The following is a 17,151-nucleotide window of genomic DNA, read 5'->3' as shown; positions in this document are numbered from 1 at the left end:
GCCCGCCGGGAGCGGACCGCGGAGAGACCCCGCGCCGGCCCGGTCAGAAGTCGCGGGCGTAAAACAGCGGCCCGCCCGGCGACGTGTTGTCGATGGCCGCCACCACGCTCGGATCGATCGCGCCGGAATCAGGGTCGAAGACCCCGCAGGCTTTCACCGCGTTGCGCAGGTTCACCCGGGTCCCGAGCCAGTCGAGGACGAAGCGCGAGCAGGCGATCCGGCGATAGTCGCCCGACGACACGCCGAGCAGGAGCCCGGACAACCGTCCCACCTTGTTCTTGAACGTGGGGAACAGGATCATTTCCGTGATCTCGTTCTGCGTCAGCGATTCCGTATCCACCAGGAAGATGCGGTCGTTGAGGAAGAAGGCGGCGCCGATGTAGCGAAACTTGAACGTCACCGGCAGTCCGGGCGGCCCGCAGACGTGCTCGATCTTGCGGAAGTAGACCTGCCCGTCGCGCTCGAACATGTGCACGAGACCGCGCAGGATCTTCCCCGGAGAACTCATCGAGCAGTAATACTCGTGATAGTAGCCGAGATACTTGTGCATCTCCGGCCGGGAGGCGCGCTGCAGCATCTCCACCACCCCGACATAGGGGGCCGGGCTCGGCTCCTTCCGTTGGCGGGCGTTCAACTGCAGACGCTCGAACTCCTCCGGCGGCAGATGGATCTCGGCGGCGCTCACGCCGAAGAAGTCGCAGATGCGCGTCAGCATGTGGCGCGAGGGCCGCCCCGAGGCCGCCAGATAGCGATTGAACTGCGTGCGGTTGATGCCGATTGTCCGGCACACATGCGCGACGGACGGATAGAAACCGCACAGATGGCGAAGATTGGTGGCGAATGCGCCGTCGACATCCTCGCCGATCGTCCGTTCCTGCCCGCTACCCATCATCAGGCCTCCGCGCTTTGGCGCTGCCACTGAGTGTATACGGTGGCGTCCCTCAAGCGGCCCACCCAACCATGACGTACGCTGACGCGCCTTCTGCGCCAGTTAGCACCATCTGCATCTAATCCGCCATAATGCCAAAACCGTGTCGGGTTTTTACGGTGTGAGCAGTCTCGTCCGTTTTCGATCGCCCTCGCAGAGAGGCGGCGGGCCCAGATGACACAGGCGATACCAACGCGAACCGCCCATCTTAAACGCAATTTCTTTCATTTAAGACAGTTCTTGCATTTACCCTGTCCGCACACTAGGTGTCTCGGACGGGTCGCGGCCTCGGCGCGCGTCCCGGCCCGCCGTCTTGCGTCGCGGTGTGTTCCGCGGCTGACGCCCTGTCGCCGTGGATCGCCCGCGGCCGTCCCTGTCGTGGAGTGCCCCGCATGCCTGCCGGAACCAAGCTCGACCAACTCAAGGCCATGACCACCGTGGTGGCCGACACCGGCGACATCGACGCCATCCGCCGCCTGCAGCCGGTGGACTGCACCACCAACCCGACCCTCGTCCTGAAGGCGGTGGCGCTGCCGGCCTACGAGGGCGTGGTGGCCGATGCGGTGCGCTGGGGCGCGTCGCTGTCCGGCGCCCGGGAGGGGGCGATCAAGGCCGTGGCCGACCGGCTGGCCGTCGCCGTCGGCACGGAGTTGTCCCGCCTCGTTCCCGGCCGCGTCTCCACCGAGGTGGACGCGGATCTCTCCTTCGACACCGCCGCCACGGTGGAGACCGCCCGCACCATCATCAAGGCCTACGCCGCCAACGGCGTCGATCGCGAGAAGATCCTGATCAAGATCGCCGGCACCTGGGAGGGCATCCGCGCCGCCGAGATCCTCCAGCGCGAGGGCATCGACACCAACGTCACGCTCATCTTCGACAAGGCCCAGGCGCTCGCCTGCGCCGACGCCAAGGCCTTCCTGATCTCGCCCTTCGTCGGCCGTATCCTGGACTGGTACGTCAAGGCCGAGGGCCGCACCTTCGAGCCGGAGGAGGATCCGGGCGTCCTCTCGGTCCGGGAGATCTACCGCTACTACAAGAGCCACGGCATCAAGACCGTGGTGATGGCCGCCTCCTTCCGCTCCACCGGCGAGGTCGAGGCGCTCGCCGGCTGCGACCGGGTCACCGTGTCGCCGGCCCTCCTCGACCAGTTGGCGGCCGACACCGGCGCGTTGCCACAGAAGCTCGACGCCACCTCGGTCGGCGAGAAGCCGGCGCGCATCGATCTCGACGAAAAGGCGTTCCGCTGGGCCATGAACCAGAACCCCATGGCCACCGAAAAGCTCGCCGAAGGCATCCGCCAGTTCGCCAAAGACCTGGAGGCGCTCCGCGCCCTGGTGGCGGGCCGCCTCGGCGCCTGATCGCCGACGCGGGGATCGGCACCTGTCCGATCCACTCTCATCCGCGGCGGACCCTCCGGCCCGCCGCCGCCAGCCGCTCCCCTTGGAGATCGCCCACCCATGCCGCGTCCGCGTCGCAGTGAGGATCTCATCGTCCGGATCGCCCGGCTGCGCTATGAACAGCGGCTCCCGCAGACCGAGATCGCCCGCCAGCTCGGCGTGTCGGAAGCGACCGTGAGCCGGTGCCTGAAGACGGCGCTCGACCTCGGCTACGTGGAGATCCAGGTCGCCGCCAAGGCTTTCCGGGACGCCGACGCGGAGCAGCGCCTGAAGCGCACCTTCGGGCTCGTCCACGCCGTCGTGGTGGAGGAACGCCCCGGCGGCACGCTCGACATTCTCGCCAAGGCCACTGCCCGGCTGGTGGAGGACGTGGTGGAGACAGGCGACGCCATCGGCGTCTCCGACGGTCTCACCGTGGCGGCCATCGCCGAGGCCCTGCGGCGGCCGGCGGCTCGGGACCTCGACGTGGTCTCGCTCGTCGGCGGCGTCGGCGCGCCCGAGGAGCCGAGCCATTCCAGCGAGGTCTGCCGCCGGGCGGCCGCCGGTCTCGGCGCCCGCGCCTGGCAGTTGCCCGTGCCCGCCATCGTGGACGACGACGCCATCGCGGCAGTGCTGCACGACACCGCCGCCGTCCGGGCGGTGTTCGACCGCATGCGCCGGGTGCGGGTCGCCCTTGTCGGAGTCGGTACCGTCTCGCGCGACGCCACCATCTTCCGCCAGGGCCTCGTCGATGAATCGCTTGCCGGCGAGATCCGCGCGCGCGGCGCCGTCGGCACCATCTGCGCCCGCTTCTTCGGGCCGGGCGGCCGGCCGGTCGGCACCGGCTTCGACGACCGCACCCTGTCGATCGGCCTTGCCGAACTCGCCCGGGTGGAGATCCGCGTCGGCGCCGCGCGCTCGCCCGGCAAGGCCCCCGCGCTCCGGGCGGCCATCGAGGGCGGCCTCCTCAACGCGGTCGCGACCGACACCCCGACCGCCGAGGCGCTGCTCGCCGCCGCCTGAGCAAGCCCGGACCGGCAGCCCGCTCCGCCTTCCCTGCCGCTCAGCCGCCGTGGCCGTGATCGTGCGCGTCGTGATCGTGCGCCCCGTGATCGCCGTGTCCCTCGGCCGCGGCCGGCGCGCGGGCGCCGAGCGCCTCCACGGCCCACTCCACTTCCACGCGCCCCGCCTTTTCGAAGAGGAGCGCGCCGGCGTGCCGTTCTCCCGCGACGAGACCGGCTTTCAGGTCCACGAACATCACGTGATAGCCGCCGGGCGCGAAGGTCACCGTCCCGCCGGCCGGCACGTCCACGCCGTCCGCCAGCGGCCGCATGGTCATGACGCCGTTCTCCACCTTCATCTCGTGCAATTCGACGCCGCCTGCGAACGGTGCCTCGCCGCCGAGCAGCCGGTCGGCTGCCGCGCCGGTGTTGCGAACCACCAGATAGCCGCCCGCCACCTTGGCGCCCGCCGGCGTGGCGCGCGCCCAAGGGTGCTCGATCCGCAGCCCGCCCGCCGCATAATCGTGCGCGAACACGGCACTCGCCAGCGCCAGCAGCAGCGCCACGGCAAGCACGAAGAGGCCGATGCTTTCTTCGATGCCGGCGGGGCGCAGAAGGCGGGAGAGACGAGACGGCATGGCAGTGATCCTGAATGCAAGGGGAGCGACGGCGGCGTCCGAAGACCGGTCCGGCGCCAATCGGGCGTCCCGCGGGCCGGCCGGATCCTGTGTCCAGTCGGAGCGGTCCGGCATCAAACGGCGCGCCAGGGCCGTTTGGCCGGCCGGCCCGGTCGGGGTGCGGCTCATCCGGGGTCGTGCAAACGTCGACAAGGCGGCCGGAAACGCCACCCCGCGCGCACGTCCGCCTGACGGGCTCGTTCCCATGATCCGCTCCGGTCCGTGCCACCGCTGATGGGCTTTTCCCGATCACGCCATCGGGTGCTGCTATCAGCACTTGGACAACCGAACCAAGCGCCGTGCCATGCGGTGCGCCGCCGCAGCCCGCAATGGAAAAGGCGACGGGCCTTCCCCGGCGATGCCCGCTCCGGCGCCGCCAGGCCCGAATTCCTGATGTTTGGTCATGGTGCCGCGCCTCGCACGGCGGCCATCCGGCAACGGTGCGACCGACTGCCCCAGCCGGGTGAGGTCCTTGGAAGATCGGGCCGAGATCACCCGCACCGACCTTCGGCCGTACAACCGGCAGCTCGGCTTAGGTCAGGCGAAGATGCCCGGACGGGCCTTGGCGTGGTGCTCCTTCAGCACCGCGTCGGTGGTGAAGTCCACCTCGCGCAGCACCACATCGTAGCTCCACAGATCCGCCAGATGCTGCAGCACGCGGGCGGTGTCCTCCGGCTGCAACAGCATGTTCCGCAGCACCTTGTGGTGCACCACCAGCCGGCGGGTGCCTTCCAGGTCGACGTCCACCACCTGGATGTCCGGCGACAGCCAGGCCGTGTCGTGCTGGCGGGCGAGCAGCCGGCGGAGGTTGCGATAGCCCCGGTCGTCGTGGATGGCGTTGACGCTGAGGTTGGGCTCGTCCGGATTGTCCTCGATGTGGAACAGCCGCCACTTGCGGATGAGGTTCGGCGACAGGAACTGGGCGATGAAGCTCTCGTCCCGGTAGTTGCGCCAGATCTCCTTCAGCTGCTCCATCGGGTCGCCCCGGCCGGCAAGGTCCGGGAACCACGCCCGGTCCTCGTCGGTCGGATCGGTGGCGATCCGCTCGATGTCGCTCATCATGTCGAAGCCGAGGGCGTAGGGGTTGATCCCGTTGTAGTAGGGATCTTCGAACACCGGCTGGCGCACCACGTTGGTGTGCGACGTCAGGAACTCCAGATAGCTGCCGTCGCTGATCTGCCCGCGCTGGTGCAGGATGTTCATGATGCGATAGTGCGTGTAGGTGGCGCACCCTTCGTTCATGACCTTGGTCTGCATCTGCGGATAGAAGTACTGGGAGATGTTGCGCACGATGCGCAGGATCTCGCGCTGCCAGGGGGCCAGCCGCGGCGCGGTCTTCTCCAGGAAGTAGAGCAGGTTCTCCTGCGGCAGCTCCAGCAGCGCGCGGCGCTTGTCGTCGCGAAGCTGGCGCGCCTTGCCGCCGTCCTTGGCGTTCGGCACCGTGCGCCACAGGTCGTCGTACATGCGCTCCTGCAGCTCGGCCCGCTCGCGCTCGCGCTTCTCCTCGGACTTGAGGTTCAGCGGCTTCTTGCGCGGATAGCGGTGTACGCCCTGGGGCATCAGCGCGTGGGCGGCGTCCAGCACCCGCTCCACCGCCGGCTGGCCGTAGCGCTCCTCGCAGGAGGAGACATAGCCCTTGGCGAAGGTCAGGTAGTCGAGGATCCCGTCCGGATCCGTCCACTGGTTGAACAGGTAGTTGTTCTTGAAGAAGTGATTGTGCCCGAACGCCGCGTGCGCGATCACCAGCGTCTGCATCGTGGCGGTGTTCTCCTCCATGATGTAGCTGATGCACGGGTTGGAGTTGATCACGATCTCATAGGCGAGCCCCATCAGCCCCTTGCGGTAGACCGCCTCGTGCTGGGCGAAGTGCTTGCCGAAGCTCCAGTGCTTGTAGAAGAGCGGCATGCCGGTCGACGCGTAGGCGTCCAGCATCTGCTCGGCCGTGATGATCTCGATCTGGTTCGGGAAGGTGTCGAGCTTCAGGTCCTTCTCGGCGATTTCGGCCACCGCGTCGTGGATGCGCTGGATGGTGGCGAAATCCCAATCGTTTCCCTCGAACAGCAGCCGCCCTGTCTGCAATTGCACCGTCATGGGCTGGCCCCCTCGGCCGCGTCTCGCTTCTGGAACAGCTGGCGGAACACCGGATAGATGTCCTCGCGTCGCTGGACGCGCCGCATCTCGAACTTGGTGCCGGCCCGCTGCAGGGTCATGTAGGTGCGCCAGAGCGTCGTGTCGCCCTGATGCTGCATGAATCCCATGTGGCCGCCCGGATCGCCCACCTGCAGATAGGCGAAGTACTGACACACCGGCAGGATGTCGTCGCGCAGGAGCCGCATGGTGCGCTCCGCGTCCGACGACATGTTGTCGCCGTCCGAGGCCTGGGCCGCGTAGATGTTCCAGATCGTCGGGTCGTAGCGCTCCTCCACGATCCGCTTCATCTCCACGAAGGCCGACGACACCATGGTGCCGCCCGTCTCGGTGCCGCGGAAGAAGGTCTCCTCGTCCACCTCCTTGGCCTTGTCCGTGTGGCGGATGAAGACCACGTCCACGTGCTTGTAGCGCCGGGCGAGAAAGACGTGCAGCAGCATGTAGAACCGCTTGGCGAGGTCCTTCATGTGCTCGCTCATGGAGCCGGAGACGTCCATCAGGCAGAACATCACCGCCTGGGCGATGGGCTTGGGGAAGGGCTCGTAGCGCCGGTAGCGCAGGTCCAGCGGATCGAGATACGGGATCCGCGCCCGCCGCCGGTTCTGGGTTTCGATCTCGTCCTTCAGCGCCTGGATGGCCTCGGGCGCGCCGCCCTCCGCCTCCAGCGCCTTCAGCTCCGCCTCAAGGGCCTCCAGCTCGCTCGACTTCGGCCGCTTCATGGCGATGCGGCGGGACATGGAGATCTGCAGCGTGCGGCCGAGCGCGAGGTTCGCCGGCGAGCCGGACGTGGTGTAGCCCGCCCGGCGGATGCCGTGCGTCTCCGTCACCGCCATGCGGCGCTTGGCAAGGTCCGGCAGTTCCAGGTCGTCGAGGAAGATGTTGAGGAACTCCTCCCGCGTCAGCACGAAGCGGAAGGCGTCCTCGCTGTCCCCGCCGCCGCCCTCGCGGCCGTTGCCCTTGCCCTCGCCGGAGGGCGGCCGCTCGATCTGGTCGCCCTCCACATACTGCCGGTTGCCCGGCAGCACGATGTCGCGCTTGCCGCCGGACCCGGCCCGGCGCAGCGTCGGCTCGCGGATGTCGTCCACCGGGATGGTGACCTCCCCGGCCTGGTCGAGGTCTCCGATGCCGCGGTCCTTCGTGCTCTCCCGCACGGCCCGCTGGACCATGTCCTTGGCGCGCCTCAGGAAGCGCTGGCGATTGGCGAAGCTCTTGCCGCCCGGGTTCAGCCGTCGATCGACGATGTGCATCCGTTGTCCCGTTCGCCGGCTGATCTCAGCCGGCTTGTTTGACCCGCATGTACCATTCCACCAGACGCCGCACCTGCCGCTCGGTGTAGCCGCGTTCGACCATCCGGTCGACGAAGTCCGCGTGCTTCTTCTCGGTGTCGCTGTCCTTCTTCGACCCGAAGCTGATGACCGGCAGCAGTTCCTCCACCTGGCTGAACATGCGCCGTTCGATCACGTCCCGGATCTTCTCGTAGCTGGACCAGGACGGGTTGCGCCCCTTGTTGGAGGCCCGCCAGCGGAGCGCGAACTTCACCACCTCGTTGCGGAAGTCCTTCGGGTTGGCGATCCCGGCCGGCTTCTCGATCTTGGTGAGTTCCTGGTTCAGCAGCTCGCGGTCGAGCATCTGCCCGGTGTCCGGATCCTTGAAGTCCTGGTCCTCGATCCAGGCGTCTGCGTAGTCGATGTAGCGATCGAACAGATTCTGCCCGTAATCGTGGTAGGATTCCAGATAGGCCTTCTGGATTTCGTTGCCGATAAATTCGGCATAGCGCGGCCCGAGTTCGCCCTTGATATACTCAAGGTACTGCTTCTCGGTCTCCGCCGGCAGCTGCTCGCGGCGAAGCGCCTGCTCCAGCACGTACATCAGATGCACCGGGTCGGCCGCGACCTCCACCGTGTCGTGGTTGAAGGTGGCCGCCAGCACCTTAAAGGCGAAGCGCGTGGAGATGCCGTCCATGCCCTCGTCGACGCCGGCGGTGTCCTTGTACTCCATCAGGCTGCGGGCGCGCGGGTCCACCTCGCGCAGGCTCTCGCCGTCGTAGACGCGCATCTTGGAGTAGACGTTGGAGTTCTCGTGCGGCTTCAGGCGCGACAGCACCGCGAAGCGGGCGAGCATCTCCAGCGTGCCCGGCGCGCACGGGGCGGCGGCGAGTTCGGAGCCGCGGATCAGCTTCTCGTAGATGCGCTGCTCCTCCGCCACCCGGAGGCAGTAGGGCACCTTGATGACGTAGATGCGGTCGATGAAGGCCTCGTTGTTCCGGTTGGTCTTGAACGACTGCCACTCCGCCTCGTTGGAGTGGGCCATCACGATGCCGGAGAACGGAATGGCGCCGATGTTCTCGGTGCCGATGTAGTTGCCTTCCTGGGTCGCCGTCAGCAGCGGGTGCAGCATCTTGATCGGCGCCTTGAACATCTCGACGAACTCGAGAAGCCCCTGGTTGGCGCGGTTGAGGCCGCCCGAATAGCTGTAGGCGTCCGGATCCGCCTGGGACAGCGTCTCCAGCTTGCGGATGTCCACCTTGCCGACGAGGGACGAGATGTCCTGGTTGTTCTCGTCGCCCGGCTCGGTCTTGGCGATGCCCACCTGGCGCAGCCGCGACGGCATCACCTTCACCACCTTGAAGCGGGTGATGTCGCCGTCGAACTCGTCCAGCCGCTTCAGGCACCACGGGCTCATCAGCCCGGAGAGCCGGCGGCGCGGGATGCCGTAGCGCTCCTCCAGCATGGGGCCGGCGGTCTCCGGGTCGAACAGCCCGAGGGGGCTCTCGAACACCGGGCTCACCTCGTTGCCGGCCTTCAGCACGTAGATGGGGCTCACCTCCATCAGGGCCTTCAGCCGCTCGGCGAGCGACGACTTGCCTCCGCCCACCGGGCCGAGCAGGTAGAGGATCTGCTTGCGCTCCTCCAGGCCCTGCGCCGCGTGGCGGAAGAAGGACACGATCCGCTCGATCGTCTCCTCCATGCCGTAGAATTCGGCGAACGCCGGGTAGATCCGGATCGTCCGGTTCATGAAGATGCGGCCGAGCCGCGAGTCGCGCGACGTGTCGACCAGTTCCGGCTCGCCGATCGCGTCCAGGATGCGCTCCGGCGCGCTGGCGAACGCTTTCGGATCGTCACGACAGAGTTCGAGGTATTCGGCGAGCGTCATCTCCACGCTGCGCCGTGTCTGGTGAACCCGGGCCAAATCCGAAAGTACGTCAGTCGCTGTCATGGCCGTCCCTACGTTGGTTCATATGAACGTATGTGGAGGGTCAGCAGCGGAACACGAGCGGCGAAGGATAAGTTTCCCGTCGACGCGTGAATGTCATTCCGCTCCGCCGTATCAGCATTCATCAAGGAGGTTAGGCTTGCGCCGTCACGCCTGACAATCCCCAAAAGCGTGAACCTCCCTCCAAGCAGCCGGCAGGCGCGGTCCAAGCCCAGCCCCGCGCAAGCCAGCAACCCTGATCACATGCCGGGTTCGCGCCAAAAAGATGGCGGCGCGCACCCGGGCACGGCGTGAAGCCGCCTCATCTTATGTGGCCCTTCGACGCGTTCCGACCAGGGGCGGACGGCGGATCCGCGTCGATCGACGCGGCAGCCCTCCCGCGCGGTCTGGCCCTGGACGGCGCCGCACCCTACCTTGGTCGAACGGCCCCTGACCTCGGGGGCGCCTCACCGCAGGAAAGCAGTCCCCGTGTCCGATCCGAATGCCGACAAGCCCGACCTCGACGACGCCACCATCGCCTTCGCCGGGCGGGTGTTCCAGCACGCCCGTGCGGGCGAGACCGCCGAGCTCCAGGCCCTGCTCGACCTGGGCCTGCCGGCGAACCTTCGCAACGACAAGGGCGACAGCCTTCTGATGCTGGCCAGCTACAACGGCCGCGCGGAGACCACGGCGGCCCTCCTCAAGGCCGGCGCCGACCCGGATCTCGCCAACGACCGCGGCCAGACTCCCCTCGCCGGCGCCGCCTTCAAGGGCGACACAGCCGTCGTGCGCGTCCTCCTCGACGGCGGCGCGGCCGTGGACGCCACCGCGCCGGACGGACGCACCGCCCTGATGATCGCCGCCATGTTCAACCGCATGGACGTGGTGGACATGCTGCTGGAAGCCGGCGCCGACCCGGCCCGCACCGATGCCGCCGGGCAGAGCGCCGAGACGGTGGCGCGCGCCATGGGGGCGGCCGACACCCCCGCCCGCATCGCCGCCGCGATCGCCGCCAAATCCTGACCGCGCTCGCCGTTCGGTGGACGAACCAGCGCGCGCAACACCGCACGGAACGGCTCCGGCGCGGTTCGCGTTCTCTCCGCGACCCGCCGACGCCCGAACGACCCCGTGCGCCGGCCCCCCTTCGCGGGAGTGACCCCATGCGCCTCACCTTTGCCGCCGCCGCCCTTCTCGCCACCGTCGCCCATCCGGCCATGGCCGCCTGCATCCAGGATGTGGCCGCCTTGGAGCGCCGCCTGATGGGCCCGGTGGACGCCACCGGCGCCAATACCGGCCCGGCGGCCGCCGCCGGAACCGGCACCGCGGCGAACGGGGAGGCGGCCGGCGACGGGCCGAACTACCAGGGCGCGCTCGCGTCCATCAATCAGGCCCGCGCCGCCAACGCCGCCGGCGACCAGACCGGGTGCCAGAGCGCCCTCGACGACGCCCTCGCGGCGATCGGCGAGACCCCCGAGGGCGAGCCGGCGGACGGCACCAACGCGGCCGGCACGACCGGCGGCGCCACAACCGGCACGACCGGCAGTTCGACTTCCAGCGGATCCGGCGCCGCCACGACCGGCGGTTCGACCAGCACCGGCGGCTCCACCACCAATGACGGCGCCGGAACGGTCGACGGCAATGCCGCCACCGGGGTCGACCCGGCCGGCGGCAACGCCGACACCGGCACTGGGCAGGCCGGCGGGAACGCGGACACGGGTATCGGCACCACGTCCGGCACCACTGGCGCGACGACAGGCACTGGCGGCACGACCGGAACTGGCGGCACGTCCGGCACTGGCGGCACGTCCGGCACTGGCGGCACTGGCAGCACCTCCGGCACTGGCGGCGCGACCGGCGGCGGCGGCTCCGGCGGCTCCAGCGGTGGCGGTTCCTCCGGCGGCGGCTCTGGCGGCGGTGGCGGTGGCGGTGGCGGCGGCGGTTCCTGACGCTGCCAGGCACCCGGCGGCGTCCTGATGCGCCGTCGGCGAACCGGGCCTTGCTTTCCAGGAACGGAGGTGCACTGATAGAACTTCGTGCATTCTAACGCCTCGCAGAGCGCATGCCTTGACCGTCCTGAGCTTTCTATCCGGCGGCGGTGAGATGGGTGCTCGCATTCGGGCGTTCGACTGGGCGTCGACCGCCCTTGGCGCACCCGAGAGCTGGCCCGAAACCCTGCGCACGCTCGTCCAGGTGATGTTGGCCGCACGCCAGCCGATGTTCATCGCCTGGGGTCCGGAGCGGCGCATGCTCTACAACGACGGCTACGCGCCCCTTTGCGGCAACAAGCACCCGTGGGCGCTCGGCCGGCCGTTCGACGAGGTCTGGGCCGACATCATCGGCGACGTGGGGCCGATCATGGATGCCGCCTACGCGGGCATTCCCACCTACATGGACGACATCCAGTTCGTCATGCGCCGCTTCGGCCATGACGAGGAAACCCATTTCTCGTTCGGCTACACCCCCGTGAAGGACGAGCGGACCGGCGCGGTGCAGGGCATGTTCTGCACCTGCCTGGAGACGACCGCGGAGGTTCTGCTCTCCCGCGAGCGGGAACGCGAGATCCTGCGCCTGCGCGAGCTCTTCCGGCAGACCCCGAGCGCGACCGCGGTGCTCAACGGGCCGGACCACGTGTTCGAGATCGCCAACGCCGCCTACCTGGCGCTGATCGGCGACCGCCCGATCATCGGCAAGCCGGTGGCCGTCGCGCTTCCGGAGATCGTCGACCAGGGCTTCGTGACGACGCTCGACACGGTCTACCGCACCGGCGAGACCTACGTCGGCCAGAGCGTGCCCGTCCGGCTCCGGCGCGCACCCGACGCAGCCCTGGAGACGCGCCTCCTCGATTTCGTCTACCAGCCGATCCGCGGGGGCGGCGGTGGGGCGGGGCCAGTGTACGGCATCTTCGTGCAGGCGACCGACGTCACCGAGCAGCGCCAGGCCGAACAGATGCAGACGCTCCTCAACCAGGAGCTCAGCCATCGCATGAAGAACCAGATCGCCGTGGTGCAGAGCATCGTGCTGCAGTCCCTGCGCGGCGCCACGGGTCTGGAGGATGCCCGGTCGAAGATCACCAGCCGCCTCGGCGTGCTCGCCCGCGCCCACGACATGCTCCTCACCGGCCGGTCGGAGCGGGCGCGCATCGCCGACATCGTGGCAAGCTCCATCAGCCTGCACGAGGAGGGTCCGGGGCGGCGCTTCACCATCGCGGGGCCGGACATGGAGTTCGGCGCCCAGGCGGCCATGTCGCTCGCCCTCATCGTCCAGGAACTGTCCACCAATGCGGCCAAGTACGGCGCACTCTCGGTGCCGGACGGCCAGGTGCACGTCACCTGGGGCGACGCGGAGATCGACGGCCAGTCGGCGATCGTCTTCCGCTGGCGCGAGATCGACGGTCCGCCGGTTGCCCCGCCCACCGCCCGCGGCTTCGGCTCGCGTCTCCTGATGGGCGGCATCTCCGGCGCTGTCAGCCACCCGACCATGGACTTCGCGTCGGACGGGCTGCGCTACGAGTTGCGCGTCGTCGTCAACCCGACCGAGACCTGACGGCGACACACACCCGCGCGCGGACAGCCCTTCAGATCGGCTGCAACGCCACGTCCGTCACCGCCGTCTGCGGGCCACCGGGCGTCAGCGCGTCGCTGACGACGATGCGCAGCGACCCGTCCGCCGCCGTGCGGATCACCATGGCGGCCCGGGTGTCGCCGTTGACCGGCTTCGGCCAGCGCATCGCAAGCTCCACCGTGTCGCCCTTGATGGTGCCGCTGAGGCTCGCCACCCCGACGCGCGACCCCGTGTAGGTGCCCGTGACGGCGCCCGTGTCCGGATCGATCGTGAGGTTGGCCGCGATGGTGCGGCTGAACACCAGATAGGCCCGGCAGGTGCCGGCGATCGCCACCTGGTTGCCGGTCCGCTTGCCCGAGAGGTCGCACGACACGGTCTGCGGATCGCTCTCGGCGTTGCGCTGCACGCTGCCCTTGCCGCTCCAGCGTTGGTTGAACCGGTCCAGGATATCCGCCTGTGCGCCGGCCGGGGCGCTGGAGACCGCGGCGAAAAGCGCCGCCATGCCGAGAATGCCTCTATGCCGCATGGGAATCCGCCTCCGCTTCGCTGCCCTTCGGCCCGAGCGCCCGAAGCGCTCCGCCCGGCCAAGCGCGCCGGAAGCGCGCCCTCCGGTCAAGCGCATTGTGCGCGCTCGTCGACCGACCTCGTCCCTGAACGCGCCAGACCCGTTCCGGTTCGCCGCGCCGGAGGCGCGCCTGTCGGAGCGTTCGAAACCGCCGACGCCACCCGCCGGACCATAGCAGATTTCACCACACTAGAGCGCTTTCCGACCTGATGGACTCATCAGGTCGATAAGAAATCGCTCCAGATTCAAGATCCTGGAGCATTGTCTCATCGACCAAGTCTTTCAACTTGGTCGATGAGACAATGCTCTAGACGTCGGCCGCCCTTTGCGGCTCAGAGATCGTCGCCCTGGAGCGCCGCCCGTGCGGCCGCCCGCTCGGCCGGCGGCACGGGCACCAGGCCCGCGCGGGCGAGCGGCGCACCGTCGCCCGCCACCGCGTCGGCGGCGAAGAGGGCCACGAAGTCGCGCAGCCCTGGCACCAGGCCGAGGTGAGCCTTCTTGACGATCAGGTGCACCGGCACCGGCAGCGGCCAGCGGCCGTCCGCGATCGTCTCCGCCGTCGCCGGCACCCCGCCGAGCGGCAGCGGCTTAAGGTTCGGCGCCGCGGCCAGATGCCCCCGCCCGACGAAGCCGACCGCCGCAGGATCCCGCCCGAGCGCGGCGATCAGCGCCCCGTCGTCGGCAATCTCGCCCACCCGTCCGTCGCCCCGAAGCGTCTGGCAGGCCCGGTCCGCCCGACCGGGCTCGTATCCGGCGTCCAGATAGACCGCGTGCAGCCCCGCCGCCTTGCAGCCCTCCAGGAGCAGCGCACGGTCCACCAGCGCCCGCGCGCCGTGGTTCGGCGCCGGCAGGAGCACCCGCACCGGCACGTCCGGCAGGTCCGGCCGCAGCTCCGACCAGCGCTCGATCCGGTTCGGCAGCAGCTGCCCATCCACCAGGCTGCGCTCGCCGATGGCGCGGAACCACTCGGCCGGCGAAAGGTCCAGCCGCGGCGCCGCCGCACCGGCCGCCGGCACCAGCGCGTCGGTGCCGATCCGCAGGTCCGCCACGTCGATCACGCCAGAGGCCCGGCACACCACCTGCTCGTCGGCCAGCATGGCCCGGTTGGCGAGGGCGAAGTCCAGGGTGGCCGTGCCCGTTCCGGCGCAGAAGCGGCGGATGGCGCCCGCCGCGTCCTCCCGGGCGATCTCCGGCGCCGGCTGCGACGGATCGGCGGCGAGGAACACCCCGGCGACCTCCGCGGCGAACGGATGCGCCTCCGGCACCGCCACGCCGAACACCCGCGCCCGCAGCGGCGCCACGCGCCCCTCAGCCGCGACATCGCCCGCGGCATCGCCCCGCCCGTCCAGGCCGCTGGCGTCCTGCCCGAGCGCCGGCACGCCGCACGCGAGCAGCCCGACCACGGCCATCATGCCGACCCGACCCCCGCGCACCCGCACTGGCCTCTCCTTCCGCCTGCCGGAGCCCCCGCACCGCCGCCCGATTCGCCCGCCAGTCTCCCCGAACCAAAGACACCCCACAAGGCGCGGCGGCAGGCCGCGCACGGGCCGCCGCCACCGGTGATCGGCTCCCGCCCTCCCTCCGCATGGCACCCCCGCCGCGAACGCCATGGCGTCGGCCGCCGTTCTCGGCTATAGGCTCGCGCAACATCCCCTTCAGCGTGCCGTCGGACCCCCGTTCAGAGACGGTCCTCTTTGGCCGTTTCCTCCCGATCCGAGCGCCTACATGCCGTTTCCCGTTTCCAATCCATCCCTTCTGCGCGCCCTCACCGACAAGGCCTACACGGAGCCGACGCCGGTGCAGGCCGCCGTCGCCGATCCGGCGCTCGCCGGGCGCGATCTTCTGGTCTCCGCCCGCACCGGCTCCGGCAAGACCGTCGCCTACGGCCTTGCCCTCGCGCCCGCCCTTCTCGGCGACGCCGAGCGCATGCCGCCCGCCGGCGCTCCCATGGCCCTCGTGGTGGCGCCGACCCGCGAGCTCGCCCTCCAGGTCCACCGGGAGCTTTCCTGGCTCTACGGCCCGGCCGGCGCGCGGGTGCTCTCCTCGGTCGGCGGCATGGATCCGCAGCGCGAGCGCAAGGCGCTCGCCGGCGGCGCCCACATCGTGGTCGGCACGCCCGGGCGCCTGCGCGACCACATGGAGCGCGGCGGCCTCGACGTGTCGGCGCTCCGCGCCGTCGTCCTCGACGAGGCGGACGAGATGCTGAACCTCGGCTTCCGCGAGGATCTGGAGTTCATCCTGGAGTCGACGCCGGAGACCCGGCAGACCCTCCTCTTCTCCGCCACCCTGCCGGCCGACATCGTCCGCCTCGCCCGCCAGTTCCAGCGCGACGCGGAGCGCATCGACGTCACCGCCGGCGACGACAGCCACGCCGACATCGAGCACCGGGCCGTCCGCATCGCGCCGAACGAGATCGAGCGCGCGGTCGTCAACGTGCTGCGCTGGTTCGAGGCGCGCGGTGCCATCGTGTTCTGCACCACGCGCGAATCCGTCCGCCGGCTGCACGGCGCCCTTCAGGAGCGCGGCTTCCAGGTGGTGGCGCTCTCCGGCGAGATGGCCCAGGGCGAGCGCAACCAGGCCCTCACCGCCATGCGCGACGGCCGGGCGCGGGTGTGCGTGGCGACCGACGTGGCGGCGCGCGGCCTCGACCTGCCGGACCTCGGCCTCGTCGTCCACGCCGAGCTGCCGCACGACCCGGAGGTGCTCACCCACCGGTCGGGCCGCACCGGCCGCGCCGGCCGCAAGGGCACGTCCGTGATGCTGGTGCCCTACACCCGCCGGCGCAAGGCCGAGGGCCTGTTCGCCGCCGCCGGCATCACCGCCCAGTGGTCCGGCCCACCCTCCGCCGAGGAGATCCGCAAGCTCGACCAGGAGCGGCTCCTCGCCGACCCCATCCTCACCGAGGAGGCCACCGAGGAGGACCTGGCGCTCGCCCGCCAGCTCGCCGGCGAGAAGTCCGTGGAGGAGATCGCCGCCGCCCTCATCCGCCTGCACCGCTCGCAGTTGCCCGCGCCCGAGGAGCTGATCGACGGCGGCCGCAAGCCCGAGCGCGAGCCCTACGTGGGCGAGGTGCCGGGCCGGCCGACCGACATGGTCTGGTTCCGCCTCGGCGTCGGCTGGAAGGACAACGCGGACGTGCGCTGGCTGCTGCCGCTGATCTGCCGCGTCGCCAAGATCCCCAAGCGGGAGGTCGGCGCCATCCGCATCGGCGAGCGCGAGAGCCTGTTCGAGGTCAGCCAGGCCGCCGCCGGTCAGGTCGCCTTCGCCGCCGCCAACCCGGGCGAGGAGGAGGTCCGCATCAGCCTCGCCGAACCCGGCGCCGTCGTCCCCGAACGCCGCCGCTTCCCCCACGGCACCCCGAAGCCGAAGGCCAAGGCCAAGCCCGGCGCCAAGCCCTTCAAGAAGCCCAACCGCGGCAAGAAGGCCTGATCCCGCGCCCTGAGCCGACGGGCCGCGTGACGCCCGTGGACAACCGCCGGCCGAAACCCCGCCCCGGCGGCTCCACCCTCCCCGATCGTCCGGGTCGCACAGGCGGCTCCACCCGCCCCGATCATCATGGTCCGCGAAGGCGGCTTCCCCCTCCCCGATCGTTGGTGGTCCGCTTCAGGCGGCTCCACCCTCCCCGATCATCATGGTCCGCGAAGGTGGCTTCCCCCTCCCCGATCGTTGATGGACCGCTTCAGGCGGCTCCACCCTCCCCGAT

General features: G+C 69.9%; 13 protein-coding genes. 6 read left to right on the top strand and 7 right to left on the bottom strand.

Annotation, left to right across the window (positions count from 1 at the left end; translation table 11 throughout):
* Positions 1-43: 43 nt before the first annotated feature.
* Positions 44-892 (bottom strand): helix-turn-helix domain-containing protein, encoded by an 849-nt coding sequence (locus tag BUQ68_RS15700; protein ID WP_083656628.1) that lies wholly within the window; start codon positions 890-892, stop codon positions 44-46.
* A 428-nt stretch (positions 893-1,320) separates the two neighbouring features.
* On the opposite strand from BUQ68_RS15700, the gene tal reads away from it, so the two are divergent.
* Complete coding sequence (tal, locus tag BUQ68_RS15695; protein ID WP_075216948.1) at positions 1,321-2,286, top strand: transaldolase; 966 nt, start codon at positions 1,321-1,323, stop codon at positions 2,284-2,286.
* A gap of 99 nt (positions 2,287-2,385) precedes the next feature.
* Positions 2,386-3,327, top strand: a complete 942-nt coding sequence (locus tag BUQ68_RS15690) for a sugar-binding transcriptional regulator (protein WP_075216947.1) — start codon at positions 2,386-2,388, stop codon at positions 3,325-3,327.
* A gap of 40 nt (positions 3,328-3,367) precedes the next feature.
* Here the strand turns inward: BUQ68_RS15690 and BUQ68_RS15685 are convergent, their stop codons facing one another.
* From BUQ68_RS15685 to BUQ68_RS15670, 4 genes are all read right to left on the bottom strand, one after another.
* Positions 3,368-3,943, bottom strand: coding sequence for a copper chaperone PCu(A)C (locus tag BUQ68_RS15685; RefSeq protein WP_083656627.1), 576 nt, complete (start codon positions 3,941-3,943; stop codon positions 3,368-3,370).
* A 576-nt stretch (positions 3,944-4,519) separates the two neighbouring features.
* The gene (locus tag BUQ68_RS15680; RefSeq protein ID WP_075216946.1) at positions 4,520-6,073 is read right to left on the bottom strand and encodes a SpoVR family protein; all 1,554 of its coding nucleotides are present in this window, start codon (positions 6,071-6,073) and stop codon (positions 4,520-4,522) included.
* A complete protein-coding gene (locus BUQ68_RS15675) occupies positions 6,070-7,377 on the bottom strand; it encodes a YeaH/YhbH family protein (protein WP_075216945.1) in 1,308 nt (435 codons plus the stop codon). The genes BUQ68_RS15680 and BUQ68_RS15675 overlap by 4 nt, the downstream gene beginning before the upstream one ends.
* A 25-nt stretch (positions 7,378-7,402) precedes the next feature.
* Positions 7,403-9,346: a PrkA family serine protein kinase gene (locus BUQ68_RS15670; protein ID WP_075216944.1), complete on the bottom strand. Its 1,944-nt coding sequence runs from the start codon at positions 9,344-9,346 to the stop codon at positions 7,403-7,405.
* A 465-nt stretch (positions 9,347-9,811) separates the two neighbouring features.
* Here BUQ68_RS15670 and BUQ68_RS15665 point away from each other — a divergent pair, with 465 nt between their 5' ends.
* The 3 genes from BUQ68_RS15665 (at position 9,812) to BUQ68_RS15655 (ending at position 12,865) form a co-directional block, all read left to right on the top strand.
* Positions 9,812-10,345 (top strand): ankyrin repeat domain-containing protein, encoded by a 534-nt coding sequence (locus BUQ68_RS15665; RefSeq protein WP_075216943.1) that lies wholly within the window; start codon positions 9,812-9,814, stop codon positions 10,343-10,345.
* A gap of 137 nt (positions 10,346-10,482) precedes the next feature.
* Positions 10,483-11,268: a hypothetical protein gene (locus BUQ68_RS23805; protein ID WP_075216942.1), complete on the top strand. Its 786-nt coding sequence runs from the start codon at positions 10,483-10,485 to the stop codon at positions 11,266-11,268.
* 154 nt (positions 11,269-11,422) lie between these two features.
* On the top strand, positions 11,423-12,865 hold the full coding sequence (locus BUQ68_RS15655; protein ID WP_075216941.1) for a sensor histidine kinase: 1,443 nt from the start codon (positions 11,423-11,425) through the stop codon (positions 12,863-12,865).
* A gap of 31 nt (positions 12,866-12,896) precedes the next feature.
* On the opposite strand, the gene BUQ68_RS15650 is transcribed toward BUQ68_RS15655, so the two are convergent.
* Both BUQ68_RS15650 and BUQ68_RS15645 read right to left on the bottom strand, forming a co-directional pair.
* Positions 12,897-13,409 carry a hypothetical protein gene (locus BUQ68_RS15650; protein ID WP_139315253.1) on the bottom strand — a complete coding sequence of 171 codons (513 nt, stop codon included), beginning with the start codon at positions 13,407-13,409 and terminating at the stop codon, positions 12,897-12,899.
* Positions 13,410-13,780: 371 nt separating this feature from the next.
* Positions 13,781-14,860, bottom strand: a complete 1,080-nt coding sequence (locus BUQ68_RS15645; RefSeq protein WP_075216939.1) for a PstS family phosphate ABC transporter substrate-binding protein — start codon at positions 14,858-14,860, stop codon at positions 13,781-13,783.
* A gap of 313 nt (positions 14,861-15,173) precedes the next feature.
* Between BUQ68_RS15645 and BUQ68_RS15640 the strand changes: the two genes are divergently transcribed.
* The gene (locus BUQ68_RS15640; protein WP_075216938.1) at positions 15,174-16,877 is read left to right on the top strand and encodes a DEAD/DEAH box helicase; all 1,704 of its coding nucleotides are present in this window, start codon (positions 15,174-15,176) and stop codon (positions 16,875-16,877) included.
* Positions 16,878-17,151 lie beyond the last annotated feature (274 nt).

It is taken from the genome of Mongoliimonas terrestris (assembly GCF_001927285.1).
Lineage (GTDB): Bacteria > Pseudomonadota > Alphaproteobacteria > Rhizobiales > Pleomorphomonadaceae > Chthonobacter > Chthonobacter terrestris.
The sequence above is the reverse complement of the archived record's forward strand: the minus strand, read 5'-3'. Positions and strand labels throughout refer to the sequence as shown.

Excerpts from the sequence above, each read along its gene's own strand:
- BUQ68_RS15700 (WP_083656628.1), bottom strand. The coding sequence starts at position 892 with ATGATGGGTAGCGGGCAGGAACGGACGATCGGCGAGGATGTCGACGGC.
- tal (WP_075216948.1), top strand. The coding sequence starts at position 1,321 with ATGCCTGCCGGAACCAAGCTCGACCAACTCAAGGCCATGACCACCGTG.
- BUQ68_RS15690 (WP_075216947.1), top strand. The coding sequence starts at position 2,386 with ATGCCGCGTCCGCGTCGCAGTGAGGATCTCATCGTCCGGATCGCCCGG.
- BUQ68_RS15685 (WP_083656627.1), bottom strand. The coding sequence starts at position 3,943 with ATGCCGTCTCGTCTCTCCCGCCTTCTGCGCCCCGCCGGCATCGAAGAA.
- BUQ68_RS15680 (WP_075216946.1), bottom strand. The coding sequence starts at position 6,073 with ATGACGGTGCAATTGCAGACAGGGCGGCTGCTGTTCGAGGGAAACGAT.
- BUQ68_RS15675 (WP_075216945.1), bottom strand. The coding sequence starts at position 7,377 with ATGCACATCGTCGATCGACGGCTGAACCCGGGCGGCAAGAGCTTCGCC.
- BUQ68_RS15670 (WP_075216944.1), bottom strand. The coding sequence starts at position 9,346 with ATGACAGCGACTGACGTACTTTCGGATTTGGCCCGGGTTCACCAGACA.
- BUQ68_RS23805 (WP_075216942.1), top strand. The coding sequence starts at position 10,483 with ATGCGCCTCACCTTTGCCGCCGCCGCCCTTCTCGCCACCGTCGCCCAT.
- BUQ68_RS15655 (WP_075216941.1), top strand. The coding sequence starts at position 11,423 with ATGGGTGCTCGCATTCGGGCGTTCGACTGGGCGTCGACCGCCCTTGGC.
- BUQ68_RS15650 (WP_139315253.1), bottom strand. The coding sequence starts at position 13,409 with ATGCGGCATAGAGGCATTCTCGGCATGGCGGCGCTTTTCGCCGCGGTC.
- BUQ68_RS15645 (WP_075216939.1), bottom strand. The coding sequence starts at position 14,860 with ATGATGGCCGTGGTCGGGCTGCTCGCGTGCGGCGTGCCGGCGCTCGGG.
- BUQ68_RS15640 (WP_075216938.1), top strand. The coding sequence starts at position 15,174 with ATGCCGTTTCCCGTTTCCAATCCATCCCTTCTGCGCGCCCTCACCGAC.